This window comes from Curtobacterium sp. BH-2-1-1, from assembly GCF_001806325.1.
In the GTDB taxonomy this organism is placed as follows: domain Bacteria; phylum Actinomycetota; class Actinomycetes; order Actinomycetales; family Microbacteriaceae; genus Curtobacterium.
Window position 1 is genome coordinate 3,697,142 of the sequence record NZ_CP017580.1, and the last position, 14,212, is coordinate 3,711,353.

Here is a 14,212-nt window from a genome sequence, read left to right on the forward strand (position 1 = left end):
GGAGGCGCGGTGCCGGTCCCGTACGCGTCGTCGCGTCCGGTGGGCGCCGGCCCCTGGTGGTGGGTCGGGTGGTGCTGGAGGTCGCGGGGGCTCACGCCCCGGACCGTCAGTAGGAAGTGGTGTCGTCGCCGACGGCCGACGCGGTGCCGGTCTCGGCGCGGTGCGCGACCTCGTCGAGGATGCGTGCCGAGGCGCTCGTGCCGATGCGGTCCGCACCGGCCTCGACCATCTCGAGCAGCGTGTCGAGCCCGCGGACGCCGCCGGAGGCCTTCACGCCGGTGTCGGGGCCGACCGTGGCGCGCATGAGGGCGATGTGCTCCGCGGTGGCGCCGCCGCCGGCGAACCCGGTGGAGGTCTTCACGAACGCGGCACCGGCGGACCGTGCGGCACGCGACGCGGCGACGATCTCGTCGTCGGTGAGGAAGGCGGTCTCGAGGATGACCTTGACGACGGTGCTGCCCGCGGCGTCGACCACGGCGCGGACGTCGGCCTCGACGCGCTCCCAGTCGCCGGACTTCGCGGCGCCGATGTTCTGCACCATGTCGAGCTCGAACGCACCGTCGGCGAGGGCCTGCAGCGACTCGGCGACCTTGGCCCCGGTGGACGTGGTGCCGTGCGGGAAGCCGATGACGGTGCCGACGCCGACACCGGTGCCGGTCAGGCGCTCGACGGCGTGCGCGACGTCGCTCGGGCGGACGCACACGCTGAACACGCGGTACGCGGCGGCCTCGTCGAGCTGGGCGTCGACGTCCGAACGCGTGAGTTCGGGCTTGAGGATCGCGTGGTCGATGAGACCACGGACGGCATCGGCGGTGACGGAGAACGCTGCTTTGTCCACCCGGCAAGCCTACCCGGAGCCGAGCCGCGTACCGTGCCCCGCATGCGCGTCCTCGTCACCGGGGCCACCGGCTACATCGGCGGTCGTCTCGTCCCACGTCTCCTCGAAGCCGGTCACACCGTCCGCGTCTTCGTCCGCACGCCCCGGAAGCTGCAGGACGTTCCCTGGCACGACGACGTCGAGATCACCGCCGGCGACCTGCAGGACGCCGACGCGGTGCGCCGGGCCGTCGCCGACATCGAGGCCGTCTACTACCTCGCCCACGCGATGGGCGCGGACGGCGACTTCGAGCGGGCCGAGCGGGACGCTGCCGAGACCATGGCGCGCGAGGCATCGGCCGCCGGCGTGCGGCGGTTCGTGTACCTCGGCGGCCTGCACCCCGACGGCGAGCTCTCGAAGCACCTCCGCAGCCGCAAGGAGGTCGGGGACGTCCTGCTCCACTCCGGCGTCCCGACGATCGCGTACCAGGCAGGCGTGGTGATCGGGTCCGGCAGCACCTCGTTCGAGATGATCCGCCACGTCACCGACGTCCTGCCGTGGATGCCGGCGCCGCGGTGGGTCCGGAACCGCATCCAGCCGATCGCCGTCCGTGACGTCCTCTACTACCTCGTCAAGGCGCTCGACATCCCCGCCGACGTGAACCGCACGTTCGACATCGGCGGCCCGGACGTCCTCCGCTACGGGCAGATGCTCAACGGGTACGCGGTGGAGGCGAAGCTCCCGCAGCGCCCGATCTCGCCCCTGCCCGTCCTCACCCCGGGGCTCGCGGCGCACTGGTTCAACATCGTGACGCCGATCCCGCGGAAGCTCGCCAAGCCGATCATCGAGTCGCTCCAGTTCGAGTGCGTCCAGCGCGAGCACGACATCGACGACGTGGTGCCGCGGCCGGAGGGCGGGCTGACCGGGTACCGCCGCGCGGTCCGTCTCGCCCTGAGCCGCATGCGCACCGGCGAGGTCGAGACCAGTTGGCGGAACGCGACGCTCGCGGCCACCCCCGCGGACCCGCTGCCGAGCGACCCGGACTGGGCCGGCCACACCGTCTACGTCGACGACCGCAAGCGCCACTCGGCCGCATCTGCGGACGACGTCTGGCGGGTCGTCGAGTCGATCGGCGGCGAGAACGGGTGGTACTCGTTCCCGCTCGCCTGGGTGGCCCGCGGGTGGATGGACAAGCTCGCCGGGGGAGTCGGCCTGAACCGCGGTCGCCGCGACCAGAAGCGCCTCGAACAGGGCGACGCCCTCGACTGGTGGCGCGTGGAGCGGCTCGAGCGCGGGCGCTACCTGCGACTGCGCGCCGAGTTCAAGTCCCCGGGCCGCGCCTGGCTCGAGATGACCGTGACACCCGCGGACGACGGTGGCAGCGACTACCGGCAGCGGGCGATCTACTTCCCGCAGGGGCTCGCGGGCCGCCTGTACTGGTACTCGATCCTGCCGTTCCACGGCGTGATCTTCCCCGGGATGGTCGAGCGCATCACCGCGGCCGCCGAGCGGGAGTCCGAGCACACCGAGTCGACGGGGCGGAACTGGACCCAGCAGAATGGGAACCCGGAACCCGCACACGAGGAGGCAGCATGACCGAGGAACGCACGAGCGTCCTGTTCCTGGGCGACAGCATCACCGAGCAGGGGTCGTGGGACGCCTGGCTGCCCGACGAGCGGACCGTCAACCAGGGCGTCGGCGGTGACACGACCGACGGGGTCCTCGCACGCCTGGACGCCGTCGTGGCCGAGCAGCCCGAGGTCATCGTCCTGCTCATCGGCACGAACGACTTCGGCAACCACCGCAAGAGCGTCGAGCACGTCGTCCGCGGGGTCGAGTCCGTGCTCGTGACCCTCCGCCGCGAGCTCCCGGGCGTCCGACTGCTCCTCGTCTCCATCCTGCCGCGGCAGGCGGAGTACACGGCCAAGATCGAGGAGGCGAACCGGCACCTCCGCCAGTTCGTCGCCACCTGCCACGCCCAGTACCTCGACGCGTGGCCGGCCCTCGCCGACGGCGACCACCTCGACGACCGGTTCACCGACGACGGCCTGCACCTCACCGAGGACGGCTACCGGGCGTACGTCGCCGAGCTCGTGCCCGCGCTCGAACGGGTGCGCGAGCTCCCGCCGATGTCCCGGTCCATCCAGGCGATCGACCTCGACGGGGCCACCGCCTGATGGCAGGACGGAAGGGTCGACCACCGGCGGGATCGTCGCTGCACGGCGTGCCGGTGGGCGGGGCAGAGCCGACGCGGTCGGGCTCGGTGTCTGGCCGAGGGGCAGGGCGCGAGTTGCCGCCGTTCACCCGGCCCGCCCTCGCCCCGTCGCTGATCGCGGCGATCGTGCTCCTCGCCTGCGTCGCGATCGTCGACTCGTCCGGCTTCGTGTTCGCCCGCTGGGGTGTCACCGTGCTCAGCCTCATCGTCCTCGTCTTCGCCGTGCGGGGGCGGACGTGGTGGGCGGCGCTCCTGATGGCCGCGATCGCCGTCTGCTGGAACCCGCTCGCGGTCGTGCCGATCCCCGGCGAGGTGTGGGCGGCACTGCAGCTCGTCGCGGCCGCACTGTTCATCGTTGTCGGCATCGTCGTGAAGGTGCCACGCGAGGCGGAGGCGAGCAGCGCCTCCAGGCCCTAGCCCGGGCGACCGAGGAGCGGACCGAGCGTCCGCCCGGACGGTAGGATGAGTCGCCGGGCAAACGGGTCCGGCGCACTGATCCGAAGGGTGTGGATGAGCAACGAGACCGAGCCGGTGACCGAGAGTCCTCTGCTGAACCCTCGACCGTCCTCCGGCGGTCTCGAACGTCCCGACGTCGTCGTGCGGAAGGGACGCCTGACGCTCGTCAACGGGCACCTGACGCCGCAGCAGTCGATGATCGAGGACCTCCTGTTCCTCGACGACGCCCTCACCGCCGGTGACGTCGACCACCTGCTCATCCGCGGCAACGACCAGCGGCCGGTGATCGCCCTCGACGAGCGCGACCGGCAGCGCGCGGAGAGTGCCGTGATGGCAGCCGCGGCGAACGAGCCCCTCTACGCGAAGCCCCCGGGGAAGCCCGCGGTGCTCGTCATCGACGACGGCCTCGGCTCCGTCGACGAGCCCGTCCTGCGCGTGTTCCGGCCGCGCCTCGAGCCGCTCGGACGCCTGCGCTACGGCGCCGAGACGAGCGTGCAGCTCGAGTTCTGGCGAGTCACCGACACCGAGGTCCTCGCGCCCGTCGAGAACGCCCTGATGCGCCGCAGCCTGCCCGTCGACGAGTTCGTGCTCGTCGACATCGAGCGGTACGGCCGCACCTGGCGCACGGTCGAGCACATGTTCGACGACCACGTGTCCGACATCCGGTTCCCGATCGACATCGTGTTCTCGTGGGTCGACGGCAACGCCATCGAGTACCAGCGGGCACGACAGGCAGCGCAGTCCGGAGCGGTCCTGGGCGAGGGCGACGACGCACCCGCCCGATTCCGCCAGATCGACGAGCTGAAGTACGCCCTCCGGTCGGTGCACACGTTCGCGCCGTGGATCCGGCAGATCTACATCGCCACGGACTCCCCGGCGCCCGCCTGGCTCGCCGACCACCCCAAGGTGCGCATCGTCCGCTCCGAGGAGTTCTTCGCCGACCCCTCCGTCCTGCCGACGCACAACTCGCAGGCCGTCGAGTCGCAGCTGCACCACATCCCGGGCATCAGCGAGCACTTCATCTACTCGAACGACGACATGTTCTTCGGCCGCCTGGTCGACCCCTCGGTGTTCTTCAGCCCGGGCTCGGTGACGAAGTTCATCCTCGCGACGACGCGGATCGGCCTCGGGTCGAACAACCCGGCACGCAGCGGGTTCGAGAACTCCGCCCGGGTCAACCGCCGACTCCTGCAGCAGCGGTTCGGCGCGGTGACGACCCGGCACCTCGAGCACGCGCCGACCCCGTTGCGCGCCTCGATCATGACCGAGATGGAGCACGAGTTCGCCGACGAGTTCGCGGCCACCGCGGCCTCACGGTTCCGTGCTGCCGAGAACATCTCGGTGACGAACTCGCTGTACCACTACTACTCGCTGCTCACCGGCCGGGCGATCGTGCAGGAGAACGCCGAGGTGCGGTACATCGACACGACGATGCAGTCCGGTCTGCGGGCGCTCGGCGACCTGCTCAAGAAGCGGAATGCGGACTTCTTCTGCCTGAACGACGGGAGCTTCCCCGAGGTCAGCGACGAGGAGCGGACGCAGCGGGTGACGGACTTCCTCGAGAAGTACTTCCCGTTCCCGGCGCCGTGGGAGCGCCCCGCGGGCTGAGGCCCGACGCGCGCGCCCCGCGCCGGCGCATGATGAGCAGAAATGGTCGGGTCCACAGCGCGGACCCGACCATTCCTGCTCACGAAGTGCGGCGGCCTACCGGTGGACGGGGGAGACCGGCACGGAGTCGAGCGTGAATACCGGGATGCTCGACGTCACCGGCGCGGGCTCCGCAGCCGCCGGGATCGTCACGCCGGCCGCAGCGAGCCGAGCCTCGGTCTGGGCGGACGACACCGGCTCGCCGACCGTGGCGTAGTGCCCGATCGGCACGACCGAGTGCACCACGTTGTGGCCGTAGACGTGCACGAGGTTGAACGACTGCGCGCCGTCCTGCCCACGGGTGCCGCCCTGGTACTCGGTGAGGTCCTGGGTGTAGCACGTGGCACTCGCCACCGACACGGGGATGCCCGCGAAGACGGCACTCGTCGAGTAGTGCAGGTGGCCGGCGATGATGGCGATGACGTCACTGCCCTCGACGACCTCGGCCAGGGCGGCCTGGTCGCGGAGCTCGACGAGGACGGCGAGGTCCTGCACGCTCGGCACCGGCGGGTGGTGCATCGCCAGGATGGTGCCGTGCGGTGCCTGCTCCGACAGGACCTCGGCCAGCCAGTCGAGCTGCTCGGGGGAGACCTCGCCGTGGTGGGCGCCGGGCACGCTCGTGTCGAGGGTGATCACCCGGAGGCCGTTCACGTCGTACACGAAGTCGACCGGACGATCGGTCGGCTGGAGCCCGAACAGCTCCTGCCGGAAGGCGCCCCGCTCGTCGTGGTTGCCCATCGCCCAGATGACCTGTGCGCCGATCCGCCGCGCGGCCGGCTCGACGATGTCGCGGATGCGGGCGTACGCGCCGGGTTCGCCCTTGTCGGCGACGTCGCCCGTGACGACGATGGCCTCGGGACGCGTCCCCGACGACTCGATGTCGGCGATGATCTGGCCGAGCCGCGCAGCTGAGTCGACGTCACCGTAGAGGTCGCCGTCACCCGCCACGAGATGGGTGTCGCTGAGGTGGAGCAGGAAGTGGTTCGGCCTGGGGTGTTCGGCCGTCCGGCTGTCCATCGGGGTCTCATTCCGTTGGTCGGGTGCGTGGTGCAACACAGTGCCACACCGTCCTGGACGAGTCCAGCACGTGTCGGTGAATCGAACGTGAACGCGGCACGGCGTGTTCCCGCACGCACGACGGAACCCCCGCCACCGAGGTGACGGGGGTTCCGGTGCGCGGGGTGCCTAGTGCTTCGACTCGACCGCGGGCGCTTCGTGTCCGGCTTCGAGGTCCGGGCCGTGGTGCGCGGCGTGCGCAGCCTCGAGCTCGGCCTTGGACACCGGGGTGATCCGGTCCTCGAAGAAGAAGCGCGACATGCTGGCGCGGGCCTTCTGCAGGCTCGAGATCTTGCCTCGGGCGTTCGGACGGATCATGAGCGGCTTGTACTCGTTGAACTGCAGGAGCTTCCAACGCTCGTACTCGTCGAGCTGCTCGTGCACCTCGATGTACTCGCCGTGGGGGAGTCGCACGATGCGTCCGGACTCGTACCCGTGCAGGACGATCTCGCGGTCCTTCTTCTGCAGGGCGAGGCACACGCGCTTCGTGATCCAGAAGGCGACGAACGGGCCGAGGACCGTCGTGGCCTGGATCACGTGGATGACGTGGTCGATCGACACGTAGAAGTGGGTCGCGATGATGTCCGACGACGCGGCGGCCCAGAGGCTCGCGTAGAGCGTGATGCCGGCGGCGCCGAACGCCGTGCGGGTCGGGGCGTTGCGCGGGCGGTCGAGGATGTGGTGTTCACGCTTGTCGCCGGTGACCCAACCCTCGATGAAGGGGTAGATGAAGATGGCGAGGATGAGGAACACCAGCACCGCGATCGGCACGAGGATGTTGAACGACACCGTGTAGCCGAACCACACGACCTCCCAGTGCGGCGGAACCAGACGGAGCGCGCCGTCGGCGAAGCCGATGTACCAGTCGGGCTGGGTACCGGCGGACACCGGGGAGGGGTCGTACGGGCCGTAGTTCCAGATCGGGTTGATCGTGAACAGCGACGCGATGAGGGCGAGGATGCCCGCGACGATGAAGAAGAACCCACCGGCCTTCGCCGCGAACGCCGGGAGGATCGGCACGCCGACGACGTTCTCGTTCGTCTTGCCGGGGCCGGCGAACTGCGTGTGCTTGTTGATGACGACCAGCACGAGGTGGACGCCGAGCACCGCGACGAGGATCGCCGGGAGCAGCAGGATGTGCAGCGTGTAGAGGCGGCCGACGATGTCGGTACCCGGGAACTCGCCACCGAAGAGCAGGTAGGCGATCCAGACGCCGATGACCGGCACACCCTCGATCATGCCGACGATGATGCGCAGACCGTTGCCGGAGAGCAGGTCGTCGGGGAGCGAGTAGCCCGTGAAGCCCTCGGCCATGGCCAGGACCCACAGGATGAAGCCGAACACCCAGTTGAGCTCACGCGGCTTGCGGAAGGCGCCGGTGAAGAACACGCGGGCCATGTGCAGCATGATCGAGGCCACGAACAGCAGGGCCGCCCAGTGGTGGATCTGCCGGACGAAGAGCCCGCCGCGGATGTCGAACGAGATGTTGAGCGTCGACTGCAGTGCGGTCGACATCTCGATGCCCTTCAGCGGGACGTACGAGCCGTGGTAGACCACCTCGGCCATGGACGCCTGGAAGAAGAACGTGAGGAAGGTACCGGACAGCAGGACGACGACGAAGCTGTACAGCGCCACCTCGCCGAGCATGAAGCTCCAGTGGTCGGGGAAGATCTTGCGCCCGACCTCCTTCACGAGGCCCGAGATGCTCGTGCGCTCGTCGATGTAGTTGGCGACCCCGCCGATGATGCGGGATCCGCGCTCCGGTGCCGGCTTGGTGGTCGACGACGCGGGTGCGTTGGTGGTCGTGCTGCTCATCAGCGTTCACGCTCCCAGAAGGACGGGCCGACGGGCTCGTGGAAGTCGCTCTGCGCAACCAGGTAGCCGTCGTCGTCGATCGCGATCGGAAGTTGGGGGAGGGGGCGTGCCGCCGGCCCGAAGATGACCTCGCAGTTGTTCGAGACATCGAAGGTCGACTGGTGGCACGGGCAGAGCAGGTGGTGCGTCTGCTGTTCGTACAGGGCGACCGGGCATCCGACGTGGGTGCAGATCTTCGAGTACGCGACGATGCCGTCGTAGCCCCAGTTCTCGTGGCCCTTGGAGGGGTTGAGGTCCTTGGGGTCGAGGCGCATGAGGAGGACGGAGGCCTTGGCCTTCTCCTCGAGCATGTCCTCCTTGTCGAGCATGCCGTCCGGGATGACGTGGAACACCGAACCGATGGTCACGTCGGACGCCTTGATCGGCAGACCCGTCGGGTCCTTCGTCAGGCGCGTGCCCTTCGCCCACATGGTGTGGCGGAGGAGTTCGTTCGGGTCGGCCGCGGGCGCGAGGTCGCGCACGAGGACGATGCCCGGGAGGGGGAAGGCCGCCAGGGCGCCGATCATCGAGTTGCGGATCAGCTTGCGACGGCTGAAGCCGGACTCCTTGTCGGCGAGCTGGAACGCCTCGACCGCCTTGGCGCGGGTCGCGTCGGTGCCTCGGGTGCCGTGGCGGAGCTCGGTGATCTCGCGGTCCACCACGAGCGACTTCGACCAGTACACGGCGCCGAGGCCCAGCGCGAGCAGGGCGAGGGCGATCGAGAGGCCGAGCCAGAGGTTGGCGGTCCGGACGGTCCCGAAGTCGTCGGAGTCGATCGGGAAGGCGACGTAGGCCGCGATCGCGAGGACACTGCCCACGATCGACAGGTAGAAGAACGTGGCGACCTGACGCTCGGCCAGGCGCTGCTTCTTCGGGTCGACATCGGTGCGGCGTGCGCGGTGCGGCGGCTCGCCCGGGTTCTCGAACGGGTCCGTCGGCAGGACCGCGATCCCGGCCGAGGTGGTGGTCGTGCCGTGCTTCTCGACAGCCGAGGACGAGTTCAGTGCCTCGTCGTCGTGCTCTGCCATGGTGTTCCCTTCAGTGTCGTTCGACACGGACGATCAGTTGGACTTCGCGGTCAGCCAGACGGTCATCGCGACGACCGCGCCGAGTCCGAAGATCCAGATGAACAGACCCTCTGCCACCGGGCCGAGGGAGCCGAGTGCGAACCCGCCGGGCGACTTGTTGTCCTGCACGTACTTGAGGTACGTGATGATGTCGGCCTTCTGCTCGGGGGTGAGGTTCAGGTCGTTGAACACCGGCATGTTCTGCGGGCCAGTGACCATGGCCTCGTAGATGTGCTTGCCGGACACCGACTGCAGGTTCGGCGCATACTTGCCCTCGGTCAGGGCACCGCCGGTGCCGGCCACGTTGTGGCACATGGCGCAGTTGATGCGGAAGAGCTCCGCACCTTCGGCGGCGTCGCCGTCCTCGCCGTTGGTCAGGCTCTCGGAGGGAACCGCCGGGCCGGGGCCGAGCGACGCGACGTACTCGGCGAGTGCGTCGATCTGCTCGTCCGTGAACTGCGCGGGCTTCTCTTCGGCCTGGGGGCCCTGGGCGGCCATCGGCATGCGGCCGGTGCCGACCTGGAAGTCGACGGACGCGGCACCGACACCGATGAGGGACGGACCCTCGCTGGTGCCCTGCGCGGAGAGGCCGTGGCAGGTGGCGCAGTTCGAGGCGAAGAGCTTCTGGCCCTCGTTCACCTTCGACTGGCTCGAGGCCGCTACGGTGCTCGTGCTGTCGTCGGCGTTCGCCGTGGAGCTGAACAGCGCATACGCACCGCCGGTGGTCATGAGACCGACGACGATGAGCGACACGGTCGCCATCGGTGAACGGCGGCCCTTCTTGGACTTGGTTCTGTTGAACATGCGGTGGGGGCTATCCAGTTCCTACTTGAGAAGGTAGATGACGGCGAAGAGGCCGATCCAGACGACGTCGACGAAGTGCCAGTAGTACGACACGACGATCGCGGTGGTCGCTTCCTTGTGACCGAAGTTCTTGGCGGCGAACCCGCGGCCGAGCGTCAGCAGGAAGGCGATGAGGCCACCCGTGACGTGCAGACCGTGGAACCCGGTGGTCATGTAGAAGGCCGAACCGTAAGCGCTGGAGGAGAGCGTCACGCCCTCGTGCCAGAGGTTCGCGTACTCGAAGATCTGGCCGCAGACGAAGATCGCGCCCATGCAGTACGTGACGAAGAACCACTCCGTCATGCCCCAGTCCTTGGGGTTCCAGCTCGTCCGGTGTACCTGGAAGCGCTCGGCCGCGAAGACCGCGAACTGGCAGGCGAAGCTGGACAGCACCAGGATGATCGTGTTCACCGAGGCGAAGGGCACCTCGAGCTTGGCGGTCTCGGTCGCCCAGAGTTCGGGCGAGGTGCTGCGCAACGTGAAGTAGATCGCGAACAGGCCGGCGAAGAACATGACCTCGCTGCCCAGCCACACGATCGTCCCCACGGCAACGGCGTTCGGCCTGTTCAGGACCGGACCGCTGGCGGATCTGGAGAGAGGGGTGCTAGTCACAGACTCCATTATGGCCGAAACCACGGACAGTGTTTTCGCAGCCAACTGGCGGGTCTCTCGAATTCACTACGATCAGAGCATGCTCGACGCTCTCACCTGGCCTGCCGTGATCAGCGCGCTCATGGCGCGCGAAGACCTGACGATCAGCCAGTCCACATGGGCCATGCAGGAGATCGTGGCAGGTCGGGCCACCCCGGCGCAGATCGCCGCCTTCGTCGTGGCCCTCCGCGCCAAGGGCGAGACCGTCGACGAGGTCGTCGGTTTCCGCGACGCGATCCTCGACGCGGCCGTCCCGCTCGACGTCGACCCGATGGCGCTCGACATCGTGGGCACCGGCGGCGACGTCGTCGGCACGGTGAACGTCTCGACGATGAGCGCGATCGTGATCGCCGCCGCGGGTGTCCCCGTCGTGAAGCACGGCAACAAGGCGAGCTCCTCGAAGTCCGGGTCGAGCGACGTCCTCGCCGCACTCGGACTCGACCTGACGATGGACGCCGCGCGTGTCGCGGACACGTTCCGGCGTGTCGGACTGACCTTCGCGTTCGCGAGCGCCTTCCACCCCGGGTTCGCGCACGCCGGACCCGTCCGCCGCGAGATCGGCGTCCCGACGGTGTTCAACTTCCTCGGTCCGCTCGTCAACCCCGCACGGTGCGAGGCAAACGCCGTGGGCGTGGCGCAGCTCGAGCTCGTCCCGATCATCACGGGCGTGTTCCAGACCCGCGGGGCGACCGCGCTCGTGTTCCGCGGCGACGACGGCCTCGACGAGCTGACGACGACCGGGCACAGCCACATCTGGGAGGTCACCGGCGGCCGCGTCACCGAGCACGACCTCGACCCGCGCGACCTCGGGATCGCCCGGGCCCGGATCGAGGACCTGCTCGGCGGCGACCCGGAGCACAACGCCGCCGTGGTGCACCGCGTCCTCGCGGGGGAGACCGGTCCGGTGCGCGACATCGTCCTGCTCAACGCCGCCGCCGGCCTGGTGTCCTTCCGCCTGGCGGAGGACCCGGCCGAGGTCGACCGCCCGATCCTGCAGCGCTTCCGCGAGCAGCTGGTCGTCGCGGCCGACGCGATCGACTCGGGCGCCGCCGCGCGCAAGCTGGCCGACTGGGTGGGCGCGACCCCCGTCGCGTGAGCGCAGACGCAACACAGCGGAGGCGCGGTGCCGGTCCGTGGGACCGGCACCGCGCCTCCAGGCGGTCACCTCAGGACGAGACTACTGGACGTCCTCGTCGACCCAGTCGAACGTCTTCGTGACGGCCTTCTTCCAGAGGCGCAGGGTGCGCTCGCGCTCGGCTTCGTCGAGCTGCGGCTCCCAGCGCTTGTCCTCCTGCCAGTTGGCACGGAGCTCGTCGAGGTTCGCCCAGAACCCGACCGCGAGCCCGGCCGCGTAGGCCGCGCCGAGCGCCGTCGTCTCCGCGACGACCGGACGGACGACCGGCACGTTCAGGATGTCCGCCTGGAACTGCATGAGCGCGTCGTTGGCGGTCATGCCGCCGTCGACCTTGAGCTCGGTGAGGTCCACACCGGAGTCCGCGTTGACGGCGTCGAGGACCTCGCGGGTCTGCAGCGCCGTCGCCTCGAGGGCGGCACGGGCGATGTGGCCCTTGTTGACGTATCGGGTGAGGCCGACGATCGCACCGCGGGCATCCGGACGCCAGTACGGCGCGAAGAGCCCCGAGAACGCCGGGACGAAGTAGACACCGCCGTTGTCCTCGACGGTCTTGGCGAGGGCCTCGACCTCCGGGGCGCTGCCGATCAGGCCGAGGTTGTCGCGGAGCCACTGGATGAGCGAGCCCGTGACGGCGATCGAACCCTCGAGCGCGTAGTGCGTCTCCTGGTCGCCGAGCTTGTAGCCGACGGTCGTGAGCAGCCCGTTCTCCGAGCGGACGATCTCCGTGCCCGTGTTGAAGATGAGGAAGTTGCCCGTGCCGTAGGTGTTCTTCGACTCGCCCTGGTCGAACGCCGCCTGGCCGAACGTCGCGGCCTGCTGGTCGCCGAGGATGCCGGCGATCGGGACCTCGCGGAGGAGGTTCGAGGACTCGACGTGGCCGTAGACCTCGGAGGAGCTGACGATCTCGGGGAGCATCGACTTCGGCACACCGAAGTCGGCGAGGATGTCGTCGCGCCACTCGAGCGTCTCGAGGTCCATGAACAGCGTGCGGGACGCGTTCGTGACGTCGGTCTTGTGGACGCCGCCGTCGACGCCACCGGTCAGGTTCCAGAGGACCCAGGTGTCTGTGGTGCCGAAGAGCAGGTCGCCCGCCTCTGCCTTCTCGCGCGCACCCTCGACGTTCTCGAGGATCCAGACGATCTTGGTGCCGGCGAAGTACGTCGCCAGCGGCAGACCGACGACCGACTTGTAGCGGTCGGTGTCGCCGTCGGCGAGCTTGTCGACGATCGACTGCGTGCGGGTGTCCTGCCAGACGATCGCGTTGTAGACCGGCTTGCCGGTGTTCTTGTCCCAGACCACCGCGGTCTCGCGCTGGTTCGTGATGCCGACCGCCGCGACGTCGTGGCGGGTGATGTCGGCGCGGGACAGGGCCTGGCCGATGACCTCACGGGTGTTGTCCCAGATCTCCGACGGGTCGTGCTCGACCCACCCGGCGCGCGGGAAGATCTGCTCGTGCTCCTTCTGTCCGACGGACACGATCGAGCCGGAGTGGTCGAAGACGATCGCTCGGGTGGAGGTCGTGCCCTGGTCGATGGCGACGATGTAGTCGGCCATTGGTGCTCCTAACGGTCTTGCTCGGGTGGGTGTGGTGAGGGTGGATCAGGCGAGGGGCAGGAGTGCGTACGACAGCCCGGCTGCGAGGGCACCACCGACGAGGGGGCCGACGACCGGCACCCAGGCGTAGGCCCAGTCGCTCGAGCCCTTGCCCTTGATCGGCAGGAAGGCGTGCGCGATGCGGGGGCCGAGGTCACGGGCAGGGTTGATCGCGTAGCCGGTCGGGCCACCGAGGCTGACACCGATCGCGATCACGAGGAAGGCGACCGGGATGGCGCCGAGCTCGGCCGGGGTCTTGCCGTTGGTGAAGGCGATGACCACGAAGACGAGCACGAAGGTGCCGATGATCTCGGTGACGAGGTTCCAGCCGTACGTGCGGATCGCCGGGCCGGTGGAGAAGACGCCGAGCTTCGCGGCCGCGTCGGGTTCCTCGTCGAAGTGCTGCTTGTAGGCCAGCCAGACGATGACCGCACCGATGATCGCGCCGATCAGCTGGGCGAGCCAGTAGAGGAACATCTCACCGATGGTGATGTTGCCCAGGATGGCCTGCGCGAGGCTCACCGCGGGGTTGAGCTGGCCGCCGGACTTGTACGACACGGTGACACCGGCGAAGACCGCGAAGCCCCAACCGATCGTCACCATGAGGAAGCCGGCTCCGAAGCCCTTGGACTTCGTCAGCGAGACAGCGGCGACGACGCCGCCACCCAGGATGATGAGCATCGCCGTGCCGACGAGCTCGGAGAGGAAATTGACGCCGATGCCGTCCATCGGTGACCTCCAGTGCGTGAGGGTGGGGGTCCGGTGGTACAGCGCCGGCACTCCCCGTTGAGTGATTGGGGCCGAGCATACTGACGGGCATCGACGGATGGCGATGCATTCGTGAGGGAAGTGCGCGATTGTGCACGAACGTGCATGCA

At 69.1% G+C, this 14,212-nt stretch carries 13 protein-coding genes; 5 read left to right on the forward strand and 8 right to left on the reverse strand.

What is annotated here, in order from left to right:
• Positions 1-106: 106 nt before the first annotated feature.
• Complete coding sequence (deoC, locus tag BJK06_RS17610) at positions 107-838, reverse strand: deoxyribose-phosphate aldolase (protein WP_070418980.1); 732 nt, start codon at positions 836-838, stop codon at positions 107-109.
• 42 nt (positions 839-880) lie between these two features.
• On the opposite strand from deoC, the gene BJK06_RS17615 reads away from it, so the two are divergent.
• The 4 genes from BJK06_RS17615 to BJK06_RS17630 all read left to right on the forward strand — a co-directional run bounded on the left by BJK06_RS17615 (position 881) and on the right by BJK06_RS17630 (position 5,096).
• Complete coding sequence (locus tag BJK06_RS17615; RefSeq protein WP_070418981.1) at positions 881-2,413, forward strand: SDR family oxidoreductase; 1,533 nt, start codon at positions 881-883, stop codon at positions 2,411-2,413.
• A complete protein-coding gene (locus BJK06_RS17620) occupies positions 2,410-2,994 on the forward strand; it encodes a GDSL-type esterase/lipase family protein (protein ID WP_070418982.1) in 585 nt (194 codons plus the stop codon). The genes BJK06_RS17615 and BJK06_RS17620 overlap by 4 nt, the downstream gene beginning before the upstream one ends.
• A gap of 113 nt (positions 2,995-3,107) precedes the next feature.
• A complete protein-coding gene (locus tag BJK06_RS17625; RefSeq protein WP_070418983.1) occupies positions 3,108-3,449 on the forward strand; it encodes a DUF6804 family protein in 342 nt (113 codons plus the stop codon).
• Positions 3,450-3,542: 93 nt separating this feature from the next.
• Complete coding sequence (locus tag BJK06_RS17630) at positions 3,543-5,096, forward strand: stealth conserved region 3 domain-containing protein (protein ID WP_070418984.1); 1,554 nt, start codon at positions 3,543-3,545, stop codon at positions 5,094-5,096.
• A 96-nt stretch (positions 5,097-5,192) separates the two neighbouring features.
• On the opposite strand, the gene BJK06_RS17635 is transcribed toward BJK06_RS17630, so the two are convergent.
• The 5 genes from BJK06_RS17635 to BJK06_RS17655 form a co-directional block, all read right to left on the reverse strand.
• Entirely contained in the window at positions 5,193-6,152 is a 960-nt protein-coding gene (locus tag BJK06_RS17635; protein ID WP_070418985.1) for a phosphodiesterase, read from the reverse strand.
• A 168-nt stretch (positions 6,153-6,320) separates the two neighbouring features.
• Positions 6,321-8,006, reverse strand: coding sequence for a cytochrome bc complex cytochrome b subunit (locus tag BJK06_RS17640; protein ID WP_070418986.1), 1,686 nt, complete (start codon positions 8,004-8,006; stop codon positions 6,321-6,323).
• Complete coding sequence (locus BJK06_RS17645) at positions 8,006-9,073, reverse strand: ubiquinol-cytochrome c reductase iron-sulfur subunit (protein WP_070418987.1); 1,068 nt, start codon at positions 9,071-9,073, stop codon at positions 8,006-8,008. Before BJK06_RS17645 ends, BJK06_RS17640 begins: the two co-directional genes overlap by 1 nt.
• A 33-nt stretch (positions 9,074-9,106) precedes the next feature.
• Positions 9,107-9,916: a cytochrome c gene (locus BJK06_RS17650; RefSeq protein ID WP_070418988.1), complete on the reverse strand. Its 810-nt coding sequence runs from the start codon at positions 9,914-9,916 to the stop codon at positions 9,107-9,109.
• Positions 9,917-9,937: 21 nt separating this feature from the next.
• Complete coding sequence (locus BJK06_RS17655; protein ID WP_031260857.1) at positions 9,938-10,576, reverse strand: heme-copper oxidase subunit III; 639 nt, start codon at positions 10,574-10,576, stop codon at positions 9,938-9,940.
• 70 nt (positions 10,577-10,646) lie between these two features.
• On the opposite strand from BJK06_RS17655, the gene trpD reads away from it, so the two are divergent.
• Positions 10,647-11,702: an anthranilate phosphoribosyltransferase gene (trpD, locus tag BJK06_RS17660; RefSeq protein ID WP_070418989.1), complete on the forward strand. Its 1,056-nt coding sequence runs from the start codon at positions 10,647-10,649 to the stop codon at positions 11,700-11,702.
• Between the two features lie 81 nt (positions 11,703-11,783).
• Here trpD and glpK read toward each other — a convergent pair whose 3' ends face one another.
• Complete coding sequence (gene glpK / locus BJK06_RS17665) at positions 11,784-13,295, reverse strand: glycerol kinase GlpK (protein WP_070418990.1); 1,512 nt, start codon at positions 13,293-13,295, stop codon at positions 11,784-11,786.
• Positions 13,296-13,340: 45 nt separating this feature from the next.
• Positions 13,341-14,063: an MIP/aquaporin family protein gene (locus tag BJK06_RS17670; RefSeq protein WP_070418991.1), complete on the reverse strand. Its 723-nt coding sequence runs from the start codon at positions 14,061-14,063 to the stop codon at positions 13,341-13,343.
• Positions 14,064-14,212 lie beyond the last annotated feature (149 nt).

What these genes read in the sequence shown, in the direction of transcription:
- BJK06_RS17670 (WP_070418991.1), bottom strand. Translation starts at nt 14,063, where the DNA reads ATGGACGGCATCGGCGTCAATTTCCTCTCCGAGCTCGTCGGCACGGCG.
- BJK06_RS17615 (WP_070418981.1), top strand. Translation starts at nt 881, where the DNA reads ATGCGCGTCCTCGTCACCGGGGCCACCGGCTACATCGGCGGTCGTCTC.
- BJK06_RS17635 (WP_070418985.1), bottom strand. Translation starts at nt 6,152, where the DNA reads ATGGACAGCCGGACGGCCGAACACCCCAGGCCGAACCACTTCCTGCTC.
- trpD (WP_070418989.1), top strand. Translation starts at nt 10,647, where the DNA reads ATGCTCGACGCTCTCACCTGGCCTGCCGTGATCAGCGCGCTCATGGCG.
- glpK (WP_070418990.1), bottom strand. Translation starts at nt 13,295, where the DNA reads ATGGCCGACTACATCGTCGCCATCGACCAGGGCACGACCTCCACCCGA.
- BJK06_RS17655 (WP_031260857.1), bottom strand. Translation starts at nt 10,576, where the DNA reads ATGGAGTCTGTGACTAGCACCCCTCTCTCCAGATCCGCCAGCGGTCCG.
- BJK06_RS17645 (WP_070418987.1), bottom strand. Translation starts at nt 9,073, where the DNA reads ATGGCAGAGCACGACGACGAGGCACTGAACTCGTCCTCGGCTGTCGAG.
- BJK06_RS17640 (WP_070418986.1), bottom strand. Translation starts at nt 8,006, where the DNA reads ATGAGCAGCACGACCACCAACGCACCCGCGTCGTCGACCACCAAGCCG.
- BJK06_RS17620 (WP_070418982.1), top strand. Translation starts at nt 2,410, where the DNA reads ATGACCGAGGAACGCACGAGCGTCCTGTTCCTGGGCGACAGCATCACC.
- BJK06_RS17630 (WP_070418984.1), top strand. Translation starts at nt 3,543, where the DNA reads ATGAGCAACGAGACCGAGCCGGTGACCGAGAGTCCTCTGCTGAACCCT.
- BJK06_RS17650 (WP_070418988.1), bottom strand. Translation starts at nt 9,916, where the DNA reads ATGTTCAACAGAACCAAGTCCAAGAAGGGCCGCCGTTCACCGATGGCG.